Annotated in this window: 25 protein-coding genes; 17 read left to right on the forward strand and 8 right to left on the reverse strand. The window is 70.2% G+C overall.

Annotated elements, in window-relative coordinates:
• The 7 genes from U2P90_RS04235 to U2P90_RS04265 all read left to right on the forward strand — a co-directional run bounded on the left by U2P90_RS04235 (position 1) and on the right by U2P90_RS04265 (position 6265).
• On the forward strand, positions 1 to 309 hold the full coding sequence (locus tag U2P90_RS04235) for a V-type ATP synthase subunit K (RefSeq protein WP_322473929.1): 309 nt from the start codon (positions 1 to 3) through the stop codon (positions 307 to 309).
• Position 310: 1 nt separating this feature from the next.
• The gene (locus tag U2P90_RS04240; RefSeq protein ID WP_322473930.1) at positions 311 to 880 is read left to right on the forward strand and encodes a V-type ATP synthase subunit E; all 570 of its coding nucleotides are present in this window, start codon (positions 311 to 313) and stop codon (positions 878 to 880) included.
• A 10-nt stretch (positions 881 to 890) separates the two neighbouring features.
• Complete coding sequence (locus U2P90_RS04245) at positions 891 to 1877, forward strand: V0D/AC39 family V-type ATPase subunit (RefSeq protein WP_322473931.1); 987 nt, start codon at positions 891 to 893, stop codon at positions 1875 to 1877.
• The gene (locus U2P90_RS04250; protein ID WP_322473932.1) at positions 1874 to 2221 is read left to right on the forward strand and encodes a V-type ATP synthase subunit F; all 348 of its coding nucleotides are present in this window, start codon (positions 1874 to 1876) and stop codon (positions 2219 to 2221) included. Before U2P90_RS04245 ends, U2P90_RS04250 begins: the two co-directional genes overlap by 4 nt.
• Before the next feature lie 116 nt (positions 2222 to 2337).
• Entirely contained in the window at positions 2338 to 4086 is a 1749-nt protein-coding gene (locus U2P90_RS04255) for a V-type ATP synthase subunit A (protein WP_322473933.1), read from the forward strand.
• A complete protein-coding gene (locus tag U2P90_RS04260; protein WP_295821457.1) occupies positions 4083 to 5498 on the forward strand; it encodes a V-type ATP synthase subunit B in 1416 nt (471 codons plus the stop codon). Before U2P90_RS04255 ends, U2P90_RS04260 begins: the two co-directional genes overlap by 4 nt.
• A 92-nt stretch (positions 5499 to 5590) precedes the next feature.
• Positions 5591 to 6265 (forward strand): V-type ATP synthase subunit D, encoded by a 675-nt coding sequence (locus U2P90_RS04265; protein ID WP_295821459.1) that lies wholly within the window; start codon positions 5591 to 5593, stop codon positions 6263 to 6265.
• Between the two features lie 257 nt (positions 6266 to 6522).
• On the opposite strand, the gene U2P90_RS04270 is transcribed toward U2P90_RS04265, so the two are convergent.
• The gene (locus U2P90_RS04270) at positions 6523 to 8787 is read right to left on the reverse strand and encodes a xanthine dehydrogenase family protein molybdopterin-binding subunit (RefSeq protein ID WP_322473934.1); all 2265 of its coding nucleotides are present in this window, start codon (positions 8785 to 8787) and stop codon (positions 6523 to 6525) included.
• 163 nt (positions 8788 to 8950) lie between these two features.
• Between U2P90_RS04270 and U2P90_RS04275 the strand changes: the two genes are divergently transcribed.
• The 5 genes from U2P90_RS04275 to U2P90_RS04295 all read left to right on the forward strand — a co-directional run bounded on the left by U2P90_RS04275 (position 8951) and on the right by U2P90_RS04295 (position 15464).
• Entirely contained in the window at positions 8951 to 9592 is a 642-nt protein-coding gene (locus U2P90_RS04275; RefSeq protein WP_322473935.1) for a class I SAM-dependent methyltransferase, read from the forward strand.
• A gap of 31 nt (positions 9593 to 9623) precedes the next feature.
• Positions 9624 to 10793, forward strand: coding sequence for a CaiB/BaiF CoA transferase family protein (locus tag U2P90_RS04280; protein ID WP_322473936.1), 1170 nt, complete (start codon positions 9624 to 9626; stop codon positions 10791 to 10793).
• A 111-nt stretch (positions 10794 to 10904) separates the two neighbouring features.
• Positions 10905 to 11942, forward strand: coding sequence for a GGDEF domain-containing protein (locus U2P90_RS04285; RefSeq protein WP_322473937.1), 1038 nt, complete (start codon positions 10905 to 10907; stop codon positions 11940 to 11942).
• A gap of 68 nt (positions 11943 to 12010) precedes the next feature.
• Positions 12011 to 13906 (forward strand): DNA/RNA non-specific endonuclease, encoded by a 1896-nt coding sequence (locus U2P90_RS04290; protein WP_322473938.1) that lies wholly within the window; start codon positions 12011 to 12013, stop codon positions 13904 to 13906.
• A 121-nt stretch (positions 13907 to 14027) separates the two neighbouring features.
• A complete protein-coding gene (locus U2P90_RS04295; protein WP_322473939.1) occupies positions 14028 to 15464 on the forward strand; it encodes a nitronate monooxygenase in 1437 nt (478 codons plus the stop codon).
• A 300-nt stretch (positions 15465 to 15764) separates the two neighbouring features.
• Here U2P90_RS04295 and U2P90_RS04300 read toward each other — a convergent pair whose 3' ends face one another.
• From U2P90_RS04300 to U2P90_RS04315, 4 genes are all read right to left on the reverse strand, one after another.
• A complete protein-coding gene (locus tag U2P90_RS04300; protein WP_322473940.1) occupies positions 15765 to 16328 on the reverse strand; it encodes a phosphohydrolase in 564 nt (187 codons plus the stop codon).
• 1 nt (position 16329) lies between these two features.
• Positions 16330 to 17238, reverse strand: a complete 909-nt coding sequence (locus tag U2P90_RS04305; RefSeq protein ID WP_322473941.1) for an ROK family protein — start codon at positions 17236 to 17238, stop codon at positions 16330 to 16332.
• 115 nt (positions 17239 to 17353) lie between these two features.
• Positions 17354 to 17641 (reverse strand): hypothetical protein, encoded by a 288-nt coding sequence (locus U2P90_RS04310; protein ID WP_295821055.1) that lies wholly within the window; start codon positions 17639 to 17641, stop codon positions 17354 to 17356.
• Positions 17638 to 18081: an acyl-CoA thioesterase gene (locus U2P90_RS04315; RefSeq protein ID WP_322473942.1), complete on the reverse strand. Its 444-nt coding sequence runs from the start codon at positions 18079 to 18081 to the stop codon at positions 17638 to 17640. Before U2P90_RS04315 ends, U2P90_RS04310 begins: the two co-directional genes overlap by 4 nt.
• 51 nt (positions 18082 to 18132) lie before the next feature.
• Here U2P90_RS04315 and U2P90_RS04320 point away from each other — a divergent pair, with 51 nt between their 5' ends.
• Positions 18133 to 18510, forward strand: coding sequence for a cell division protein FtsB (locus U2P90_RS04320; RefSeq protein WP_295821059.1), 378 nt, complete (start codon positions 18133 to 18135; stop codon positions 18508 to 18510).
• A 44-nt stretch (positions 18511 to 18554) separates the two neighbouring features.
• Here the strand turns inward: U2P90_RS04320 and U2P90_RS04325 are convergent, their stop codons facing one another.
• The 3 genes from U2P90_RS04325 to U2P90_RS04335 all read right to left on the reverse strand — a co-directional run bounded on the left by U2P90_RS04325 (position 18555) and on the right by U2P90_RS04335 (position 21582).
• Positions 18555 to 19850 (reverse strand): thymidine phosphorylase, encoded by a 1296-nt coding sequence (locus U2P90_RS04325; RefSeq protein ID WP_322473943.1) that lies wholly within the window; start codon positions 19848 to 19850, stop codon positions 18555 to 18557.
• Positions 19851 to 20184: 334 nt separating this feature from the next.
• Positions 20185 to 20628, reverse strand: coding sequence for a (4Fe-4S)-binding protein (locus U2P90_RS04330; RefSeq protein ID WP_295821064.1), 444 nt, complete (start codon positions 20626 to 20628; stop codon positions 20185 to 20187).
• Between the two features lie 3 nt (positions 20629 to 20631).
• On the reverse strand, positions 20632 to 21582 hold the full coding sequence (locus tag U2P90_RS04335; protein WP_295821065.1) for a helix-turn-helix transcriptional regulator: 951 nt from the start codon (positions 21580 to 21582) through the stop codon (positions 20632 to 20634).
• 102 nt (positions 21583 to 21684) lie between these two features.
• Between U2P90_RS04335 and U2P90_RS04340 the strand changes: the two genes are divergently transcribed.
• The 4 genes from U2P90_RS04340 to U2P90_RS04355 are packed head-to-tail and all read left to right on the forward strand — an operon-like array spanning position 21685 to position 23420.
• A complete protein-coding gene (locus U2P90_RS04340) occupies positions 21685 to 22173 on the forward strand; it encodes a DinB family protein (protein ID WP_322473944.1) in 489 nt (162 codons plus the stop codon).
• Positions 22174 to 22178: 5 nt separating this feature from the next.
• A complete protein-coding gene (locus U2P90_RS04345) occupies positions 22179 to 22652 on the forward strand; it encodes a DinB family protein (RefSeq protein WP_322473945.1) in 474 nt (157 codons plus the stop codon).
• Positions 22653 to 22677: 25 nt separating this feature from the next.
• Positions 22678 to 23028, forward strand: a complete 351-nt coding sequence (locus U2P90_RS04350) for a DUF1905 domain-containing protein (protein ID WP_295821075.1) — start codon at positions 22678 to 22680, stop codon at positions 23026 to 23028.
• Complete coding sequence (locus U2P90_RS04355) at positions 23025 to 23420, forward strand: DUF3224 domain-containing protein (RefSeq protein WP_322473946.1); 396 nt, start codon at positions 23025 to 23027, stop codon at positions 23418 to 23420. Before U2P90_RS04350 ends, U2P90_RS04355 begins: the two co-directional genes overlap by 4 nt.
• The last annotated feature ends 4 nt before the right edge of the window (positions 23421 to 23424 follow it).

The following is a 23424-nucleotide window of genomic DNA, read 5'->3' on the forward strand; positions in this document are numbered from 1 at the left end:
ATGACCAAGTACAACAAGATCGTCCTCGCGTCCTTCGTCTTCGCTCTGGCCACCACGGCCTTCGCCCAGGAAGGCACGGCCGCCGCCGCCGGCAGCGACGAACTGTACCGGGGCATGCGCGCCATCGGGGCCGGTCTGGCCCTCGGTCTGGGCGCCGTCGGCACCGGCATCGCGCAGGCGCGCATCGGTTCGAGCCTGGTCGGCGCGGTCGCCGAGGATCCCAGCAAGGCCGGTAGCCTGCTGCTGTACTTCCTGATTCCCGAAACGCTGGTCATCTTCGGCTTCCTCGCGCTGTTCATCCTGAACTGACATGGCGCTCGACAAGCTTCTTGAACACGAGGCCCACTCGGAGATCGAGCGCATCGGTGCGGTGGCCCAGGGCCAGGCCGAACAGCTGATCGCCCAGGCCCGTGAGCGTGCCCAGACCATGATCGACAGCCGCCGCCGGGCCCTGGACAGCGACTACGCCGCTGGCCTGACCCGTGCCCGCAGCGCGGCCGATCTGGACGGCAACGCGCAGCGGCTGGAGGCGACCAACAGCCTCCAGGTGCAGGCCTTCGAACGGGCCGAGCAGCACCTGCGCAGCGCGCCGCAGGCCCCGGAGTACCCCCAGGTGCTGGCCCGTCTGATCGCCCAGGGCCTGGAGTCGCTGCCGGGTGCCACGGTGGTCGAGGCGGCCCCGGCCGAGCACGACGCGGTGCGTCAGGCGCTGGGCCAGCTGGGCCGCACCATGGAGGTGCGTGCCAACCCGCGCGTGACCACCGGTGTGCGCCTGGTCAGCCCCGACGGCAAGACCAGCATCCAGAACACCCTGCTGGGCCGCCTGGAGCGTGTGCGCGGCGACCTGGCCCCGCAGATCAGCCGCCTGGTCGCCGAGTAAGGGGGGCGAGATGCCAGACGACTACTCGTACATCAACACGCGTGTCCGCGTGATGCGTACCAAGCTGCTGGACGGCCGGGCACTCAGCTCGGCCCTGTCCGCCGGCAGCTACCAGGAGTTCCTGCGCGTCCTGAGCGAGACGGACCTGGCGTCCAACCTCCGCGAGACGACCGGCGAGAACGCCGGCCTGGGTGAACTGGATCAGGCGCTCAGCGACAACTTCTTCGCCACGGCCCGCCGGGTGCTGGGCTTTGCCGACGGCGACGCCAAGCGCGAGATCCAGGCCCTGCTCATGCGCTGGGATCTGGTCAACCTCAAGACCATCGCCCGTGGGATCACCTCGGCCCGTGGCGCAGACAGCGTCCTGCAGAGCATCATTCCGGGCGGCACCATCAAGCCCAGTGCGCTCCAGAGCGCCGCGCAGGCCAGTGATCTCCAGGGCGCGGCGGCGGCCATCGCCGTGAGTGGGCACCCGCTGGCCCGCGCCATGCGCGAGGGGGCGCTGGCCTACGGCAGCTCCGGTCGCCTGATCGATCTGGAGGTCGCGCTGGATCAGGGGTACTACCGCTACGCCCTGAGCGTGGCGCGGAACACCAGCCTGCGCCGCTACCTGAGCCGCGAGATCGACACCACCAACGCCCTGATCGCGCGGGCGGCCCGCGCCTCGGGCGGCGCGGCGCTCGATCCGAAGCTGTTCGTCGCGGGCGGCACCCTGAATGCCGCCGCATACGCCCGGCTGGGCAGCGGCGACGCTGGCGGCCAGCCGGACATCGCGGCGATCCTCGAGGCCCCGAGCCTGGAGGAGGCCGAGGTCGCAGCCCGAACGGCGCTCGACCGCGCGGCCCGCGACATCGCGGCCGGTGATCCGGACGGTGTGGGCATCATCCTGGACTTCCTGCGCCGCAAGGAGATCGAGATCGCCAAGCTGCGCCTGATCGCCCGTGGCAAGTTCTACGACCTGCCCACCGAACAGATCCGCAAGGAGGTGCAGGCATGACCCGCGCCGCAGCCCAGACCCAGCGCGTGGCGGTGCTCAGCGACGCCGAGACTGCGACCGGCTACCGCCTGGCGGGAGCCACGGTCATCGAGGCCACCCCGGCGACCGCACTGGAGGCGCTGGAACGCGCCATCACGTCCGACCAGTACGGCCTGATCGCCGTGGACACCGGCCTGATCGCCGATCCCACCACCGCGACGGCCCGCCTGATGCGCGGCCGGGAACTGCCGATCCTGCTGCCCATCCCCAGCCTGAAGGACGCCTTCTCCAGCGACACCGTGGACGCCAAGGCGTACATGGGCAAGCTGGTGCGCGACACGATCGGCTTCGATATCAAACTGTAAGGGGATGATGGTGGATAGATGATGGATGATGGTAAAAAGAGGCTTCAGCAGCAGCTTGTGCGCCTTTTCCTTGTCCCATCCTCCATCCTCCATCGCCCTCTCCGAAGGAGTACCAAATGACGCAGAACAAGAGCGGCGTCGTGCAGAGCATCGCCGGCCCGGCAGTGATTGCCAAGGGCATGTACGGCGCGAAGATGTACGACATCGTGCGCGTGGGCACCGAGCGCCTCGTGGGCGAGATCATCCGCCTCGACGGCGACACCGCCTTCGTGCAGGTGTACGAGGACACGTCCGGCCTGACCGTCGGCGAGCCCGTGCAGACGACCAACCTCCCCCTCTCGGTGGAACTCGGGCCCGGGATGCTGAACGGCATCTACGACGGCATCCAGCGTCCCCTGGGCAAGATCCGCGAGGCCTCGGGCGACTTCATCGCGCGCGGCATCGAGGTCTCGTCCCTCGACCGTGAGCAGCAGTGGGACTTCACGCCCAGCGTGAACGTCGGCGATACCGTCGGCGGCAGCGCCATCCTGGGCACCGTGCCGGAGTTCTCCTTCACGCACAAGATCCTCACGCCCCCCGACAAGGGCGGCAAGCTCGCGTGGATCGCCCCGGCCGGCAAGTACAACATCGACCAGACCATCGCGAAACTGGAAGACGGCACGGAACTCCGCATGGCCCACTACTGGCCCGTGCGCGCGCCGCGCCCCGTGGCCCAGAAGCTCGACCCCAGCCTGCCGTTCCTCACGGGGATGCGCATCCTAGACGTGCTGTTCCCGCTGGTCATGGGCGGCACCGCCGCGATCCCCGGTCCGTTCGGTTCCGGCAAGACCGTGACCCAGCAGTCGGTCGCCAAGTACGGCAACGCCGACATCGTGGTGTACGTGGGCTGCGGCGAACGCGGCAACGAGATGACCGACGTGCTCGTGGAGTTCCCGGAACTGGAAGACCCCAAGACCGGCGGCCCGCTGATGCACCGCACCATCCTGATCGCCAACACCTCCAACATGCCGGTGGCCGCGCGTGAAGCCAGCGTGTACACGGGCGTGACCCTGGCGGAATACTTCCGTGACCAGGGCTACTCCGTGTCGCTGATGGCCGACAGCACTTCCCGCTGGGCCGAGGCGCTGCGCGAGATCAGCTCCCGCCTGGAAGAGATGCCCGCCGAAGAAGGCTACCCGCCGTACCTGGGCGCGAAGCTCGCGGCGTTCTACGAACGCTCCGGGGCCGTGAAGACCCTGGGCGGCGAGGACGGCGCCGTGTCGATCATCGGGGCCGTGTCGCCCGCCGGTGGGGACATGTCCGAACCCGTGACCCAGGCCACGCTGCGGATTACGGGCGCGTTCTGGCGTCTGGACGCCGGTCTGGCCCGCCGCCGTCACTTCCCCGCGATCAACTGGAACGGCAGCTACAGCCTGTTCACGCCGATCCTGGACTCGTGGTACCGCGCCAACATCGGTGAGGACTTCCCCGAACTGCGCCAGCGCATCGGCACGATCCTCCAGGAAGAGGCCTCGCTGCAGGAAGTCGTGCAGCTCGTCGGCCCCGACGCCCTGCAGGACAACGAGCGTCTGGTCATCGAGACCGGCCGCATGCTGCGCCAGGACTTCCTCCAGCAGAACGGCTTCGACCCCGTGGACGCCTCGGCCTCCATGCCGAAGAACTACGGCCTGATGAAGATGTTCCTGAAGTTCTACGACCAGGCCGGCGCCGCCCTGAACAGCGGTGCGACCATCGACGAGATCATCCAGAGCCCGGTCATCGAGCGTCTGGCCCGTGCCCGCTACACGCCGGAAGACCAGTTCGCGGCGTACACCGACTCGGTGCTGGGTGAGCTCGACTCCACCTTCAAGGCGGTGAAAGCGTGACCCTGCTCCAGAAGGAATACAACGACGTCGCGTACATCTCCGGCCCGCTGCTGTTCGTGAACGCGGCCAGCGACCTGGCCTACGGCGCGATCGTGAACATCAAGGACGCCGGCGGCAAGATGCGCGGCGGACAGGTCATCTCGGTCTCCGACCAGAACGCCGTGATTCAGGTGTTCGAGGAAACCCGCGGGCTCGACCTCGCCACTGCCAGCGTGAGCCTCGTCGAAGACGTGGCCCGCCTGGGCGTGAGCAAGGAAATGATCGGCCGCCGCTTCGACGGCCTGGGCCGCCCCATCGACGGCCTGCCGGAAGTGGTCGCGGAGCGCCGCCAGAGCATCAACGGCCAGCCCATGAACCCCGCCGCGCGCGCCAAGCCCGAGGAGTTCATCCAGACCGGGATCAGCACCATCGACGTGCAGACCTCGCTGATCCGCGGGCAGAAACTCCCGATCTTCAGCGGCTCGGGCCTCCCGCACAACGAACTGGCCGCGCAGATCGCCCGTCAGGCCAAGGTGCCCGGCCACGAGGGTGACTTCGCCGTGGTCTTCGCCGCGATGGGGCTGACCCAGCGCGAGGTGTCGTTCTTCACGCAGGAGTTCGAGCGCACGGGCGCCCTCGCCCGCTCCGTCCTGTTCCTGAACAAGGCCGACGACCCCGCCGTCGAGCGTCTGCTCACGCCCCGCATGGCCCTGACCACCGCCGAGTACCTGGCCTTCGAGCACGGCTACCACGTGCTGGTCATCCTGACCGACCTGACGAACTACTGCGAGGCGCTGCGCGAGATCGGCGGCGCCCGTGAGGAGATCCCCGGCCGCCGCGGCTTCCCCGGCTACATGTACACGGACCTGGCGTCGCTGTACGAGCGCGCCGGCGTCGTGGACGGCAAGCCCGGTTCGGTCACGCAGGTGCCGATCCTGTCGATGCCCGACGACGACATCACCCACCCCATCCCCGACCTGACCGGGTACATCACCGAGGGGCAGATCGTGGTCGACCGCACCCTGAACTCCAAGGGCGTGTTCCCCCCGATCAACCCCCTGCCTTCCCTCTCGCGCCTCCAGGGCAACGGCATCGGCAAGGGCAAGACCCGCGCCGACCACAAGAACATCAGCGACCAGCTGTTCGCCGCGTACGCCAACGGCCTCGACCTGCGTAAACTCGTCGCCATCACCGGTGAGGACGCGCTGACTGAGACCGACAAGCTGTACCTGAAGTTCGCCGACGACTTCGAGACGTACTTCATCGGCCAGGGCGGCCAGGATCGCAGCATCGAGGACTCCCTGACCGTCGCGTGGGGGATCCTGAGCAAGCTGCCCCAGAGCCAGCTGACCCGTATCTCCAAGGACTCCATCGACAAGTACTACGGTACGAAGATGGACGAGATGTGGAAGGGCAGCCGGTCGATGCAGTAACTGGGGAATGGATGATGGAGGAGAGGAACAGCTCTTGCCATCACCCATCCTCCATTCTCTATCCTCATGACTGAAGAAGGAGGTGAATCATCATGGCAGGACAGATCAGCCCCACCCGCTCCGCCCTCCTGGCGAGCAAGGCCAGCCTGAAGACCGCGTCCGGCGGTGCCGACCTGCTCAAGCGCAAGCGCGACGCCCTGATCGGCGAGTTCTTCGCCCTGGTCAAGGACGCCCTGGCCGCCCGTGAACAGCTCGCAGGCGTGTCCAAGGGCGCGTACACCAGCCTGTTCGGCGCGAAGGCGTGGGACAGCCCGGAGGCCGTCGAGAGCCTGAGTCTTGCTGGCAGCAGCGACTACCAGATCGACATGCAGATCGAGAACCTGTATGGCGTGAAGGTGCCGAAGATCAACGTGCCTGAACGCGTGCAGGCCAGCACGTTCAGCCCGATCAACGTCGGGGCCCGTACCATCCAGGCCTCGACCGACTTCGGCGGGGTCATGGAGGCCATCGTCCGGGTCGCCGGCACCGAGACCAAGCTGCGGCGGATCGGCGAGGAGATCAAGAAGACTTCCCGCCGCGTGAACGCCCTGGAACAGGTCGTCATCCCCGGCATCCAGGACGACATCCGCTTCATCCGTGGCGTGCTCGACCAGCGTGAGCGCGAGGCCGGATTCACGCAGAAGAAGATCAAGGCCAAGATCGAGGCGAAGGCCGAGGCAGCGCGCGAGGCGCAGGCCGCGACGAGCCACGGCTCCGCCGCAGACTGAAGCTCAGGGAACGAAGAACCGCCCTCCACGTGGGGGCGGTTTCTGTGTCTGTCCATGCCAGCTCATGATGTTGACCTGCACGGGTTCTCCTCCCCCTCGACGGGGAGAGGCTGGGAGGGGTGAGCCTCTCCGTGCCGCGGATCGACGGCGGCGCCCACGCACTCACGCTTGACGGAGCTGAGTTCCTCTGAGCGCAGGTCTCCGTCCACGCCTGTGGCCTGGGTGGGAGGTCGGCCATACGGTCATGGTACAGGTGCTCAGTCCGCGGCGTCCTTCCGTTCCTGCATCAGCCCCCAGACCATCTCGGCCGTGACCGGCAACTCCGTGACCCGCACGCCGACGGCGTCCTTGATGGCGTTGGCCAGCGCGGCGGCCCCGGCGGTGATGGGCGGTTCGCCCACGATCCTGGCCCCGAACGGCCCGTGTTCGCTGGGCTGCTCGACCAGCACGGCGTCGATGGGAGGAATATCGGTGGCGGTGGGGAAGGCGTACTCCATGAAGTTCGGGTTGCCGAGCGTGCCGTGCTCGAAGTGCTGGCCCTCGTACAGGCCGATGCCGAGGGCCTGGGCCATGCCTCCGTGCAGCTGGCCCTCGACGAGCATGGGATTCAGCGCGTACCCGACATCCTGGATGGACACGGCGCGCAGCAGGGTGACGTGCCCGGTGTCCGGGTCGACGCGCACGTGGACGAGCTGCGCGATGAAGCCGGGGGCACCGGCCTTCAGGGCGGCGCGGCCCTCGGCGACGACGGGGCCGGGGCCGCCGGCGGTGCGCTGCCCGAGGGCGGCGAGCTTGCCGATGCTGATGGTCTTGTCGGGCACGCCGGTCACGCGGGCGTGGCCCTGGGCGAGTTCGACGTCGTCGCGGTGCGCCTCGAAGTGCCGCGCGGCGAGGTCGAGGAGCTGTTCCTTGACCTGCGTGCTGGCGTCGAGTACCGCGCCGGACAGGCTGATGGTGATCTGCGAGCCGCCGGAGCCGGGCGCGTAGGGGCCGCTGTCGGTGCTGCCCTGCACGATCTCGATACTGTCCGGGTCGACGTCCAGCGTCTCGGCGGCGATGAGCACCATGCTGGAGTGCACGCCGCTGATGTCCACGCTGCCGACGTGGAGGCGGACGGTGCCGTCGGTGTCCACGCGGCACACGGCCCCGGTGGGGGAGAACGCGCCGGGCCACCCGCCGATGGCGAGGCCGACGCCCTCGTTCGGCACCGCGCCGCGCTGCGCCCACAGCGGGTGGGCCTGCACCTGCGCGAGACAGGCCTTCAGGCCGATGTCCGGCCACGGGCGGCCGGTGCCAGTGGCGTCGCCGGCCTGCACGGCGTTCCTCACGCGGAGTTCCAGCGGATCGTGGCCCAGCGCCTGCGCGAGGTCGTCTACCGCCGATTCCAGCGCGAACAGCGCCTGCGGCATGCCGGGCGCGCGGTACGCGCCGCTCGCCGCGCGGTTCAGCAGCAGTTCCTGCGTGCGGATACGGACATTTGCGCAGCGGTACAAACCGCCGATGATGGTCGCGATGATCCCGGCGTGCCCGAAGCGGAACACGCCGTTCTCGATCACCGCGTGCACGTCCAGCCCGACGATGTTGCCCCCCTCGTCCGCCCCGAGCTTCACGGTGATCTGCGTGCCGGGGGCGGGCATGGTCGTCAGCATGTCCTCGCTGCGGGTGAGCACCATCCGCACCGGGCGCCCCTCGTGCAGGGCAGCGGCGGTCACCAGGGCGTCGGTGATGCCGTACTTCGCGCCGAAGCCCCCACCGACCGTCATGGGCTCCACGCGCACGTCGCCCTCGCGCAGGCCCAGCGCGCCCGCGACCTCGTTGCGCACGGTGTACTGCCCCTGCGTGCTGGTGTACACGGTGACCTGACCGGGGCGCAGGCCGGGCTCGGCCACGACCGCGTGCGGTTCCAGGTACGACTGGTGCACCGGGGCGTTCACGTACGTGCCCTCCACCACCTTGTGTGCGCTGCTCATCGCGGCGTCCACGTCGCCGCGCTCGAAGGTGCGGGCCTCGTCGATGTTGGTGGGCGCGTGCGCGGATTCCGCGCCGGCCTCGCCGCCGTGCAGGCTCGCCAGACTCGTCTCGGCCTTCGGCACGCCGCCCGGCCACACCAGCACGTCGTCCGCGAGGGCCATGGCGGCGTCCTCGACCGCCGGGAGTTCCTCGTAGTCGATCTCCACGAGGGCCGCGCCGTCGGCGGCCTGCGCATCGGTCTGTGCGAGCACGAGCACGACCGGCTGCCCGGCGAACACGACCTCCTCGCCCGCCAGGATCATGTTCGGGCGCGAGTACGCGACCCGGCCGCCGTTCAGATCCTTCCCGGTCAGCACCGCGACCACGCCGGGCGCGGCCTGGGCGGCGGCGGTGTCGATGCTGCGCACGCGGGCGTGCGGGTATGGCGAGAGCACCGGGCGGGCGTGCAGCATGCCCGCGAGCGTCAGGTCACCGGCGTAGCGGGCGCGGCCCCGCACCTTCTCCAGGCCGTCGATGATCCGTCTGCGCTTGCCGAGGTAGGTAGTGGTCATGGACGCCTCCTGTAGGTCACGGGCAAGTCTACGGCCGGGCCAGCCCCCGAACTGTCGATCAGACCGGATGGGCCGTGTCGGGCACGGAGCGCAGCGCTCTCCAGGGCTGACCAACGCTGTGCGCGGCCACCGTCACCCACCGTGGTTCCTGGCAGACTCGGGCATGGACGACCTGCCTGCCACCGCCTTCCGCCGCGCGGACGAATCCCCGGACGAACTGTTCTACCGCCAGCCCCGCTTCGTGACCCACATCGACGCCGGGGCGATCGCCGCCGTCACCGACCTGTACCGCGAGTTCCTGCCGCCGGGCGGGCGCGTGCTCGACCTGATGAGCAGCTGGATCAGCCACCTGCCGCCCGAGGTGGCCTACGCCCAGGTGGTCGGGCTGGGGCTGAACCAGGAGGAACTGGCGGCCAATGGGCGTCTGAACGGAATCGTGGTGCAGAACCTGAACACCCGCCCACGCCTGCCCTTCGAGGACGGCAGCTTCGACGCAGCGGGCATCACTGTGTCCATCGACTACCTGACCCATCCGGTCGCCGTGCTGCGTGACCTGGGCCGCGTGCTGGTGCCGGGCGGGCCGGTGGTGATCACGTTCTCGAACCGCTGCTTCCCGACCAAGGCGGTCTCGGTGTGGCACGGCCTGGACGACCAGGGGCATGTGGCGCTGGTGCAGCGCTATCTGGAAGCGGCCGGCAACTGGACGGAGATCCAGGGACTCGACCGCAGTCCCCGGCAGGGCCATCGCCGGACGGGCGATCCCCTGTACGCGGTGGTCGGCCGGGCCACGGGGCCGGCGTCCTGACCAGCCGCCTATGCTGGAGAGGTGAGCAGCCATGACTGACCTGTCCCTGCCCCTGTCCGGCGTGCGCGTGGCGGATTTCTCGCGCGTCCTGACCGGCCCGTTCGCCACCATGCTGCTGGGCGACCTGGGCGCGGACGTGATCAAGATCGAACCCCCGGGCGGCGACGACACGCGCGGCTGGGGGCCGCCGTTCCAGGTCGGGGAGGGGGGCCGCGAGTCCAGCTACTTCCTGAGCGTGAACCGCAACAAACGCAGCGTGCTGCTCGACCTCAAGACCCCGGAGGGCCTCGACGCCGCCCGGAAGATCGTGGCCGGCAGCGACCTCCTGGTCGAGAACTTCCGGCCGGGCACGCTGGAGCGCCTGGGCCTGGGTTGGGACGACCTGCACGCCGCGTTTCCCCGCCTGATCTACGCGACCATCACGGGCTTCGGGCTGAGCGGCCCGTACCGCGACCGGGCCGGGTACGACGTCGTGGCGCAGGGCATGGGCGGCATGATGAGCTACAACGGCGACCTCGGCGGCCGGCCCCTGCGGGTGGGTGTGGCCGTCGCGGACGTGTTCAGCGGCGCCCTGGTCACGCAGGCGGTGCTGGCGGCACTGTACCAGCGGGAGAAGACCGGGGTGGGCGTGCGGGTGGACGTGAATCTGCTCGAGAGCGTCATCGCGCTGGGTTCGTCGCAGGTGGGCCGGTACCTCGCCACGGGAGAGGTGCCGGTGCCGGTCGGGAATGACCACCGGTCCATCGTTCCGTACGGCACCGTGCAGTGCGGCGACGGTTTCGTCAACATCGCGGTGGGGAACGACGCGCTGTGGCGGCGCTTCTGCGCCGCGCTGGCCCTGACCGAACTCGGCGCGGATGCCCGCTTCGCCACGAACGAGGGCCGCGTGACCCACCGCGCGGAGCTCGATGTCCTGATGCTGGGCGGCCTCGCGGCGTACACGAGGCAGGAGGTCATGGATCGGCTCGACGTGGCGGGCGTCCCCTGCGGCCCCGTGAACGACCTCGCGGAGGTCTTCGCCGATCCGCACGTGCAGGCGCGGGGCGTGGCCGTGACCGTCCCGCATCCCACGCTGGGCGAGACGACCGTGACGTCGCCCCCGTGGCGCTTCGGCGGGGAGGCGCTGCCGGTGCGCCGCGCTCCACCCACCGCGGGCCAGCACACAGCCGAGGTGCTCGCGGAGCTGACAGCCGGGCCGTGACGTCCCGTCGCCGGCACGGGGCGAGCCGGGCGCTACACTGGCCCGGGCCCCACGTGCCGTGCGTGCGGCTGCACTGGCCCAGGAGTCTCGTGAGGAGATCGGCGTGACATGGTGACCAGTTCCAGCCCTGACGACCGCCCGGTGTCGCCGGACGCCGGCAGCCAGCGTCGGGCGCTGCTGCTGCTGTCGGTGCTGGCCGACGTGATTCACGTCATCACGCTGGTCTACCTGTGGCAGCAGGGCAGTCCGCGCGTCACGCAGGCGGCGGCCAGTCTGGCCATCACCGCCGTGCTCACGGCCCTGACGCTGTGGTCGGCCGTGCCCCTGCGGCGGCTCCAGCAGGTGGCGGTCGCCCTGGTCTGCGTGCTGCTGCACGTGAACCTGTGGAGCGTGTTCCAGACCCAGCGGCCCATCTCCTCGGGGCTTCTGATCCATGTGGTGATCCTGGCGCTGTTCGCGTATACCTGGCTGCCGCCGCGTGTGGCCACGGCCGTGGTGGGCGGCAGTTACGTGATCCTGGCGTGCGCCGCGGCGGTGTCGCGTGCGCCGGACGTACCGGGCGTGCTGCTGGTGGGCATCACGCTGCCCCTGGTGTGGTACCTGACCGTGCACGGCCGCGAGGTCAGCCGCGAACGTGGGCGCAGCGAGACCATGCGGATCCTGGCCTACCGCGACCCCCTGACCGGCGTGCAGAACCGCCGCGCCGGCAGCGAACTCCTGCACACGCTGCTGACCCGTCCGGCGGGCCACCCGGGCGCGACGCCGGACGCCGAGGTGGCGGTCGCCCTGATCGACCTCGATCACTTCAAACGCATCAACGACACGCTGGGACACCAGCAGGGCGACCGGGTGCTGGTGGCCGTGGCGGACTCGCTCGTCCTGAGTTTCGCGCCGGACGGCACGGTTGTCCGGTGGGGCGGCGAGGAGTTCCTGGTGATCCTGACCGGTCAGACCCGCGCCGCAGTGCGCCAGCACGTCGATGCTGCGCTCGACGCCGTGCGGGCCCTGCACCAGGGCGGCCTGCCGGTCATCACCATCAGTGCCGGGCTGGCCTTCTCCGGCGAGACCCGCGACCCCGTGGCGCTGCTCGATCTGGCCGATGGCCGGCTGTACCGGGCCAAGGCGGCGGGCCGCGACCGCGTGCACTGACCCGCATGGCCGGCTCCGGCCGGCGTCCGCTCCCGACCCACGTCGCGCCACTGCCCTCCGGGAGGCCCATGTACCAGCCACACACCCTTCAGCGCATCGTCGAGAGCCGCCTGGATGACACGCGGGCACAGCGCGTGCATTCCCGGGTCGAGATCGTCGCCGGCCGTCCCGACCTGGCCGAGGACGATCCGCGTCGCCGCGCCCGCTTCGAGGCGCGCATGAGCGGGGAGGCGCCGGTGGACGCCGAGAAGGTCTGGGGCAGCGTCGATTTCGTCGAGGCGGTGTTCCTTGACCTGGGCGCCCGGGCGGCCAGGGCCGTCGCCCGGATCGTGACGGATCAGGGCCGCACTCCCCTGGGCACGGGGTTTCTGGTGAGTCCCGGTGTCCTGATCACCAACAACCACGTGCTGGAGGATGTCGCCAGTGCGGCCGGGGCGTGGGTTCAGTTCAACTACGAACTGGCGGACGACTTCACGCCGCGCGCCCCGGACGTGTATGCCCTGCGCCCGGACGTGTTCTTCCACGCGGTCAGCTGGAGGGATCTGGACTTCACGCTGGTCGCCGTGGGCGAGCAGCTTCGCGGCGGGGGCACGCTGGCCGCACAGGGCTACTGTCCCCTGAGCGACCGCCCCGACAAGCACGCCAAGGGGGCCACCGTGAACATCGTGCAGCATCCCGGCGGGGACTACAAGAAACTCGTGCTGCGCGGCAACCGCATCGTGGCCCGCACCGAGCGTGTGCTGCACTACGAGGCCGACACCGAGGGCGGCTCCAGCGGCTCGCCGGTCTTCAACGACGCGTGGGAGGTCGTGGCCCTGCACCACTGGGGGGCCCCGCACCTGAGCACGGTGGACGAGGACGGCCGGCCGCTGGGCACGCTGGTGAACGAGGGCGTGCGGATCAGCGCCATCGTGGCGGCCCTGCGTGCGGCGCTGCCGGGGCTGCCGGACACGGCCCGCGTGTACGTGCAGGCCGTGCTCGACGCCGCCGGCCCGGCACGGCCACAGCCTGCCCCGGTGCCGGACGTGCTGCGGCCCGCCGCACCGGAGCGTGTGCGGATCGACCGGGACTACGCCAACCGGCGCGGCTACGACGCGGCCTTCCTGCCCGGCCTGAGCGTTCCCCTGGCCGATATCGTGGCTCCCGTGCTGGCGCAGGTCGCGCCGCTGCCGGACGGCGGCACGGCACTGGCGTACCAGCACTTCAGCGTGGTGATGAGCGCGGCGCGGCGGCTCGCCGTCGTGACCGCCACGAACATCGACGGCAGCACCTACATTCCCATCGACCGTGACACCGGTCTGCCCGCCCGCGCCGACGCCGAGGGCGATGCGTGGTTCGAGGATTCCCGGATCGACCCGGCCCGGACGGTCACGCAGGCGTTCTACTCGGCCAACAGTTCCTTCTTTGATCGGGGACACCTGACGCGCCGCAGCGATCCCACCTGGGGCACCCCCGAGAAGGCCGCCCGCGCCAATGCCGATACCTTCCACTTCACCAACTGCGCGCCGCAGCACTGGCTGTTCAACCAGTCGCTGCGGTACTGGCAGGGCATCGAGCGCCACTACCTGGAATTCGGGGCGACCCTCGACCGCTCGCGCCTGAGTGTGCTCCAGGGGCCGGTGTTCGCCCCGGACGATCCTGTGTACACCGACACGGCCGGGCGCGACGTGCCGGTGCCGGTGCAGTTCTGGAAACTCGTGCTGCGCGTGCAGGACGGTGTGCCGCGCGCCACCGCCTTCCTCGCGTCGCAGCGGGATCTGCTGGCCCTGCCCCGGCGGCCCGTCCAGCCCGGTGCCGACGGCGCGGTGCCCGATGTCACGACCTTCCTGACCTCCGTGGCGCACCTGCAGGAACTCACCGGGCTGGACTTCACGGCACTGATCCCGCACGACACCTTCGTCACCCCGTCACCGGCCGAGGCGATGCCGCTGCGGGCGGTCACGTCCTGGGCCGACCTGCCATGAACCCCTGGCCCGCCGGTCAGCTTTGCTTGACTGTGTACCGAGTTGATGGTCGTGTCAGAACCTGGGCCGATACTGGGAACATCGCCGCTCCCGGCTCCGGCCGCGCGGCCCAGGTGACCCCATGACTGCACTCACTGATCCCCCCCACGCCCCGCTGCCCCGCATCATCCAGGGTGGCATGGGCGTTGCCATCTCCGGCTGGGAGCTTGCACGCGCCGTGTCCAGTATGGGCGAGCTCGGCGTGATCTCTGCCACCGGCATCGATAACCTCCTCGTGCGCCGCCTCCAGGACGGCGATCCCGGCGGGCATGTCCGCCAGGCGCTGGCCGCGTATCCGGATCAGGATCGTGCCCAGAAGGCCGTGGCCGACTACTACCTGGAGAGCGGCCGGGAGAGCGGCCAGAGCTACAAGCGCGTGCCGCTGCCCAGCCTGAGAAACCACCGCGTCGCGTGGGAACTGGCGGTCATGGGCGGCTTCGTTGAGGTGTGGCTGGCCAAGCAGGGCCACGCCAACCCCGTCGGCGCGAACCTGCTGACCAAACTCCAGATGCACACCCTGCCCGCGCTGTACGGCTGCCTGCTCGCCGGGGTGGACACGGTCATCATGGGGGCCGGCATTCCCCGTGACATCCCCGGCGTCCTCGACGCCTTCGCGCAGGGGAAGGCCGCCTCGATCCGCCTGGACATCAAGGGCGACTCGACCGGCGAGCCCGTGCTCCTGACCTTCGACCCGGCCGAGTACGGTTTCGGCGGGCGCACCCTGACCCGGCCCCGTTTCTATCCCATCGTCACGTCGCATGTGCTGGCCAGCGTGCTCGCCAAGAAGGCCACGGGCAGCATCGAGGGGTTCATCATCGAGGCGCCCACGGCTGGCGGGCACAACGCCCCCCCACGCGGCACGGTGACCTACGACGAGACCGGCCAGCCCATCTACGGCGAACGCGACCTGGCCGACCTGAACGAGATGCGCAAGATCGGCCTGCCCTTCTGGCTGGCCGGCGGCAGCGGCTCGCCCGAGGCCCTGCGCGCCGCCCTGGAGCAGGGGGCCGCCGGCATCCAGGTCGGCACGCTGTTCGCGTACTGCCGGGAATCCGGCTTCGACGCCGACCTGCGCACGCAGGTGCAGGAGCGGGCCCAGAGCCAGCGCCTCCAGGTCTACACCGATCCGCTGGCGTCGCCCACCGGCTTTCCCTTCAAGGTCGTCACCCTGCCTGACACCCTGAGCAACGAGGAGCTGTACCGGGAACGCCCCCGTATCTGCGACATCGGCTACCTGCGTGAGGCCTACCGCGACGAGGTCGGCAAGGTCGGCCTGCGCTGCCCCGCCGAACCCGTCGATGCCTTCCTGAGCAAGGACGGCAAGCTGGAGGACACCGTGGGCCGCAAGTGCCTGTGCAACGCCCTGATGGCCGATGCCGGGCACGCCCAGATCCAGAAGTCCGGCTATGAGGAGCTGCCCCTGCTGACCAGCGGGGACGGCGTCAGTGCGCTCACCGACTGGCCGGTCGGGTACACGGCGGCCGATGTGGTGGCGTATCTGCGGGGTGGACTGGCGTAGCGGCGGTGGAAGGTGGGCGCCTGCGGCGGGCTTCCCCACCCCCAACCCCCTGCCGGCGGGCAGGGGAGCTGGGCGCTGCGCTCGGCATGTCGTCGCCATGCCGTGCGGATGGGCCTTCGTGGCGGTTTCGTTGGCGTGGGCTCCGTACATTCCATTTGTGGGTTCGCATCGTTGCCCGTGCGCTGCGCGCCCGATGGCATTCGGTCAGGGGCAGGATGGGAGGCTTCGGTTGTACTCCCCCTCTCCATGCGGGACTCGTAGATCTGCGCAGTCAAGGGGCCGTGGAACCACGGTTTCCGCTCACTCCGTCTCCAGCCGCCCCACCGCCCCCTCCAGATTCACCCGCGCCTGCGCCTCCAGACCGGCGAATTCCGGCGTGGTGTAGAGGCGCTCCCTGTTCAGGAAGTGCCGGAGCACCCGTGTCCGGCCAGCCCGATAGAGGTCGTCGGGCACATGGGCGTATTCCCGGCGGATGGCGTGGTCGTAGGCGGCGAAGTCGTCCGGCGACGCGCCCAGGACGCCCAGGTCAGCATCCACGAACAGCGCCTCTGAGCGCCCGGACGGAGGAGAGGTGTGCCGTGTGGCGAGGATCAGCGCCCGCACCTCGGTCTGGAGGTCGTCCGTGGCCCCCTGGGCGGCCAGCCACGCGCCGAACACGTCCGCGCTGCGCTGCTCGTTGTCGGCAGCCCTGGGGTCGTAGATCAGGTCGTGGCCCCACGCGGCGAGTTCCAGGTCGGGCGTCAGGACGCCGCGCACGCGCAGGCTGTGAATGACGGCCTGAACGTGCGCGGCGGTGTGGTAGTGGCGGTGCCCTTCGGTATAGAAGGGGCGGGCAAAAGCCTCAGCTGCCACCGACAGCGTCATCTCAGCTGTGCTGCGCCGCCAGCGCCGCGCCGATCACGCCCGCGTCCGGCCCCAGCTGGGCGCGGCGGATCGTCACGGGCGCGAAGCCCTGCGCGTATTCGTCGGCGGCCTTCTGCACGTTCAGGAAGAAGTAGTCGCCCACGCTGGCGACCCCGCCGCCGATCACGAAGACCTCGGGGTCGATGACCTTCTGGAGGTCGGCCAGCGCCACGCCGATGTGCTTCATGGCCTGCTGCACCACGCGCCGCGCACCGGGGTGGCCCTGCTGCGCGAGTTCGAAGGCCTCGGCGGTGGACACGTCGCGGTTCAGGGCGTAGCTGGCGTCGCGGGCGATGGCGGTGCCCGACGCGATGGCCTCCAGCGCTCCGTCCAGGCCCGCGCCGCTGACCGGGCCGCCGGGCATGACGGTCACGTGCCCGAGTTCCCCGGCGATCCCGTGCCGCCCGCGCCAGATGCGCCCGTTCAGGACGATGCCCGCACCGATGCCGGTGCTGACCGTCACGTAGATGCTGCTCTCGGAACCGCGGGCCGCGCCCAGGTGGGCCTCGGCCAGGGCGGCGGCCTTGGCATCGTTTTCGAGCATGATGCGCTGGCCCAGGCGCTCGCGCAGGCCGTCCACCATGGGCACGTCGGTGAAGCCGTAGATGTTCGGTGCGAACTTCACGCGGGTGCGGTCGCTGTTCAGTGGTCCCGGAATGCCCACACCCACCAGCCGGGCATCCGGATGCCGGGCCTGGAGGACACTCACCTGCGCGGCGATGGCGTCCAGTACGGCCTCCCAGCCGGTCTCGGGGGTGGGCTGGACGTGGCGGTCATGCAGTTCGTCGCCGCGCAGGACGCCGGTGGCGATCTTGGTGCCGCCGACATCGACACCGATGCTGACAGCTTCCTGGGAAAAGGGGGTGGTCATGACAACTCCTGAGACGGAACGGGGAAACGCTGTGGGATCGCTTCCAGGCACAAGGGTGAATGCTTGACAGTCACGGCACAATACCGTGCGGCCCTGCGGCGCGTCGGTGGGTGGATTAGGCGTCCGGAGTGGTGTCGTCCGGTTCCAGGCCCAGCAGCGCGAGGGCCTCGGGGAGCTGCACCTCGGGCACGTACAGGCCCACGTCGCCCATGTAGCCGCCGGTCTCGATCTCGATCACGGGTGACCCCATGGCCCACTGGAAGGGCGTGCGCACCACGCTGACCACCCCGCCGTCCGACAGGGTGCGCCGCCAGCCCTCGGCCAGCAGCCGGGGCAGGGTGTCCACGCGCACCCAGGGGTCACCCTGGTACATCACGCGATCCTCGAAGGTGGAACGGGTCATGGGCGCACCCGCACGGACGCGACCCGCTGCGCGAATTCCGGCGGCAGCACGCGGGGAGCGTGTGCCTCGTCCACGCTGACCTGCACGCTGCGGGCGAAGGCACACGGCACGCCGTCTGCAACGAAGCGCGACACGACCACCCAGCTCGTCCGGCCCACGCGCTCGACCAGCGACTCGATCACGACCTCCTGGCCCAGGCGCAGTTCGCCCACGTAGTCCAGTTCCAGCCGTGCCAGCACGGACAGGTCATCCACGTCCCGGATCCCCAGTGCCGCCGACAGGTCCATGCGGGCGACCTCCAGATATTCTGCGTAGCGGGCGTTGTTGATGTGCCCCATGGCGTCCAGGTCGCTGTAGCGCAGCTGGATGGTACAGCGCCGGGCGTCCTGCCAGTTCAGCGCCGGGATGCGCCCGGGGGCGGCGGTGGAGCCTTGCGTCATGAGGGCAGTGTAGTGCCCGCGCTCAGGCGGCGGCGGTATGCTGACCCCGGTATGGACGACGCGCCCGCCCCCTCTCCTGTCCGGCCGCGCAGCACGTGGTGGCGGCGCGTGTCGCGGCTCCCGGTCGCCATGATGCTCACCAGCCTGCTGGCCGCGCTGGGGATCGTGCAGCTGTCCTTCCAGCTGGGCAACGCGGCCTTCCGCACGGTCACGTGGACACGCCAGACCCAGGAGACCAACGCCCGGATCGCGGTGCTGGAGACCGAGCTGCAGATCCTCCAGGATGCCCGCACGGCCCTGAACACCCCCGAGTACCTGCGCCAGCTTGCCCGCTGTCAGGGCTTCGTCGGCCTGGACGAGACCGTGGTCGTGTCGCCCACGGCCCCCGCCGTGCCCGGCGAGAACTGCCAGGTCGTGCCGTTGCCCTGACGGGCGCCGAGGGCGGAGGGCAGAGAGCTGACGGCAGAGGGCGTTCAGTTCACGTGGTCGAGGATCAGCGGATCGGGCGTCGGGGCCTGGGCGCGGATGCTCAGGCCGTCCGCGAGCAGGGCCGTCGCGGTGTGCAGGCCGCGCTCGTCTCGGTGGTAGACGCGCATGACCACCTCGCCTGCCTGCACCGCCTCGCCGGGTTTCTTCACGAGTTCCACGCCCACGCCGTGGTCGATGGCCTCGCCCTTGCGCTCACGGCCGCCGCCCAGGGCCAGCACGGCGCGGCCCACCGACAGGGCGTCGATCCTGTCCACGAAACCGGAGGTGGGGGCGGTCACGTCGGCCCGGCCCGGGGCCACGTCGAACTTCGACACGTCGTCCACGTAGGTGGCGTCGCCACCCTGCGCGTCCACGAACGCCCGGAATTTTGCCAGCGCCGAGCCGTCGTGCAGGGTGGTTCGCGCCCGGGCCTCGGCCTGCGCCGCGTCCTCGCCCTGCGCGGCCAGGGCCTCCACGGCCAGCGCCACGCACAGTTCGGTCAGGTCGTGTGGGCCGTGTCCGCGCAGCGTGGCCAGCGCCTCGAGCACCTCCAGGCTGTTGCCGGCCATGTGGCCCAGCGGCGTGTCCATGTCGGTCAGCACCGCGCGCACCTGCCGCCCGGCCCGCGTGCCGATGTCCACCATGGCGCGGGCCAGTCCCCGGCCGTCGTCCAGCGTCCGCATGAACGCGCCCGCGCCCACCTTCACGTCCAGCACGACCGTGTGTGCCCCGGAGGCCAGCTTCTTGCTCATGATGCTGCTGGCGATCAGCGGCAGGCAGTCCACGGTGGCCGTCACGTCGCGCAGGGCGTAGAGCTTGCCATCGGCCGGCGCGAGGTCTTTACTCTGCCCGACCAGGCTCAGACCGATGTCGCGGGCCTGCGCGATGAACTGCGCTTCTTCCAGTTCGCTCGTCCAGCCGGGAATGCTCTCCAGCTTGTCGATGGTGCCCCCGGTGTGCGCCAGCCCCCGCCCGCTCATCTTGGCGACCGTCAGGCCCAGGGCGGCCAGCATGGGCGTCAGGATCAGGCTGGTCTTGTCGCCCACGCCGCCGGTGCTGTGCTTGTCCACGGTGCGCGGCAGGTCGCCCAGATCCATCAGGTCGCCGGACTCGGCCATCACCATGGTCAGGTCGGCCGTCTCCTGGGGCGTCATGCCTTTCAGGTACACGGCCATCAGCCACGCGCTGATCTGGTAGTCCGGCACGTCGCCGCGCGTGTAGCCCAGGATCAGGGCCTCCAGTTCGGCGCGGGAGTGGGGTTCGCCGTCGCGCTTCTTGCGGATCAGGTCGGGGACGTTCATGGGGGGAGTCTAGGGGGTTTGGATGGTGGGGCCGCGCTGGGCATGTGGTCGCCATGCCTTGCTGAGCAGCCCTCGTGGCGGTTTCGGTGGCGAGGGGCGGCGTACCTGCCTTGTGCATTCACGCCGTCAGCGCCCGCGCGCTTCGCGCACGATGGCATTCGGTCAGGGGCAGGGTGGGAGGCTTCGTCTTTTGACTCCCTCCTTGTGGCGCGTGATGCGAAATACAGAGAACGACGGCTGGGACGTCTGTTTTTTGCTCCCTCCCTCCTTGTGGGGGAGGGTTGGGGAGGGGGGTAACGGGCCCAGCTCACCCACATTGCTCAGTCCTCATCCCTCACCCTTCCTCGCTCCTCCACCCCACCTTCGCGTGCGTGCCGTCGCAGTACGGCTTGTTGCCGCTCTGGCCACAGCGGCACAGGGCGGCGCGGACGTCTTTCTTCTCGCCACCGGGGGTCTGGATCACCAGATGGCCGGCGATCATCAGGGGGCCATCCTTGCTGGGCGTGATGGTCGTCGGTTCCTGTGGCATCTCGGGCTCCTCGCCGTCCAGGGCGTAGTGCAGGGCTCCAGTGGGGCAGGTGCGGACGACGGCCGCCACTGCGTGTGCCCCGGCGTTCGCGGGCTGGATCCAGGGCCGCCGGGCAGGGTCGAACACGTCCGGCAGGCCCCGGACGCAGTTGGCGACGTGCAGGCAGCGCCGGGCGTCGTAGTACACGGTGATGCCCGGCGCCGTGTAGGCCCTGCCCTGGGCCAGATCCTCGTTGGAGGGGGACGTCATGGGTCAGTGTAATGCGCCGAGCGCCGCGCCGCGTTCTCCCAGCCGGGCAAGCATGCGCCGCAGTTCCGGTGGCCCGTCGACCCGCAGGTCGCAGTCCAGGCCCAGCAGGAACGCCGCGAAGGACCGCAGGTTGTCGCGCCCGGCCCGCATCCGGGTGCCGCCGTCCTCGGGGCTCAGCTCGGTGTGCCAGCCGGACACGTGGCCGCGCAGTTCCTCCGGTGGGACGGCCAGCCACACGCTGACGTCATGGGCGGCGGGCTCCGGCATGGTGGAGCGCAGGTACGCCAGGGCGTCGAAGTCCGGCGGTGGGGTGAAGGGCTCGTCCAGGACGGTCACGTCCTGCATGCGGTCGAGGCGGAACGACCGCAGCGCCCCGCGCAGGCGACAGTGCCCGACCGCGTACCAGCGGCCGTCCAGATGCACCACGCGGTACACGTCGGCGCGGCGGGTCGTGGCGGCGGCGGCCTTCGCGGTGTAGGTGAACGCCACCGCATGCCGGCTCCGCACCGCCCGCAGCAGTCCCGCCAGCAGCGTGGCGTCGGTGCCCACCACCCACGGCGAGGCGTCGAGCTGCACGCTGAGTTCCAGGGCCTGCACGTCCTCGCGCAGGGCGTGGGGCAGGGTGCGGGTCAGTTTCGCCCCGGCTCCCTGGGCGGCCGGGGCCAGGGCATGCAGGCCCAGGTGCGTCAGGGCCCGCAGGCCCAGCGCCAGGGCCAGCGCCTCCTCGCCCGTGAACATCAGGGGCGGCAGCTGGAAGCCGGGGTTCAGGCGGTACGCGCCCCCCACGCCCCGGCGGCCCTCGACGGGAATGCCCAGATCCTGGAGCCGCGCCACGTAACGCTGCACCGTGCGTGGACTGACCTCCAGCCGGCGGGCCAGTTCCGCGCCTGTGACCTCCTCGCGCGATTGCAGGAGTTCCAGCACGGTGAGTACCCGCATGGAGGGGTCGTACATGCACCGAGTGTAATCGCGATAGGCGACACGTTCTGACGGGAATAGGGATTACGTTGTGGGCAGATTCGCACCGGATCTGTTCATTCCACAGGAGGTACCGCCATGACTGCACCGACCGCCACGACCAGCCCGTCCGTCCTGACCCTGCAGGGACTGCTCACGCACTGGCAGGGCCACCGGGGCCTGACCCGCCGCGTCATCCTGGCCTTTCCCGAGGATCAGCTGTTCACGTTCAGCATCGGGGGCATGCGGTCGTTCGGGGAGCTGGCGTGGGAAGCCTACGGCGTCAGTGCGTACAACCACCAGGGCCTGACCACCGACGACTGGAGCTGGAACCCGCCGCAGGGAGAGCTGCCCCGAGACCGCGCCGCGCTGCTGGCCGCGTGGGACGCCCTGACCCCGCAGCTGGACGCCGCGCTGCCCGCCGCCGAGCCCACGTACCTGACCACCCCGCAGACGATGGCGTGGGGCACCATGTCCCCGCTGGTCAGCGTGCAGTACGCCATCGACAACGAGATCCACCACCGGGGGCAGGGCTACGTGTACCTGCGGGCACTGGGGATCGAGCCCCCCGCGTTCTACGAGCGGTGAGCGCGGTGGCGACCGTATCTCTTCCCCCGGCGGTACTTGCGGCCCACTGGCTCGGGCACCGCCACGTGACCCGGCGCGTGATCGACGCCTTCCCGCCGGAGCAGCTGTTCACGTACCGGCCCGTCGACACGCTGCGTTCCTTCGGAGAGATGGCGTGGGAGCTGGTCGGACAGACGGGCTACACGCTGGACGGCCTGCTGGACGGCCAGTGGGGCGCACCGACGTGGAACCCGCTGCCCGGCACCGAGAAGCCCGGGCTGCTCTCGGCGTGGGACGCCCAGACCGCGCGCATCGAGTCCGGGCTCCCTGGCGTGCGTGCCGACGCCTTCGGGCGGACGCTGGAGCTGGCGTGGGGCGAGATGCTGACCTTCACGGCCGTGATCGGGGCCATCGACAACGAGATCCACCACCGGGGGCAGGGCATGATCTACCTGCGCGAGCTGGGGCTCACGCCGCCGGAGTTCTGGGAGCGGGCATGAACGCGCGTGCGCCACACTGGACGGCATGACGTCCACCCTGAGCTTCCGGGGAGCGCTGTGGTACTGGCGCGGCCCGGCTCCGCACTACTTCGTGCGCGTGCCCGACGACCACTGCGCCGCGCTGCGCGCTGCGGCGCGGCTGGTCACCTACGGCTGGGGCATGATCCCGGTCACGGTGGGGATCGGCGGCGTGGAGTACGACACCTCGCTGTTTCCCAAGGACGGCGGCTACCTCGTGCCGATCCGCACCGACGCCCGCACCGCGCAGGCGCTGGACGAGGATCAGGACGTCACCGTGCGCGTGACCCTGCGCGCCGGACGGGCCGGGCGCGGCCTGCGGCACGTCCCGGACGACGCCCCGGAGGTCAGTCCATGACGCTCCCCGCCACCGGCACCTTCCAGATCCGCATGACGCCCCACGCGACGGATGGCGCGGCCAGCCCCCAGATCGGCAGGATGCACTTCGACAAGGACTGGAGCGGCGACCTCCAGGGCCACAGCCACGGCGAGATGCTCTCGGTGGGCGATCCGGCCAGCGGCACCGCGTCGTACGTGGCCCTGGAGGTCTTTGCCGGCACCCTATACAGCCAGCACGGTTCCTTCGCGTTCCGGCAGTCCGGCGACCTGCACGCCGGGCAGACCTCGCTGACCTACGAGGTCGTGCCGCACTCGGGCAGCGGCGGGCTGAGCGGGCTGAGCGGCACCCTGACGCTGGAGCGGGTCGACGGCGTCCACCACTACATGCTGACCTGGGCACAGGACGGCTGACCGT

Origin of the sequence: Deinococcus sp. AB2017081 (genome assembly GCF_034440735.1) — a bacterium.
Classification (GTDB): domain Bacteria; phylum Deinococcota; class Deinococci; order Deinococcales; family Deinococcaceae; genus Deinococcus; species Deinococcus rufus.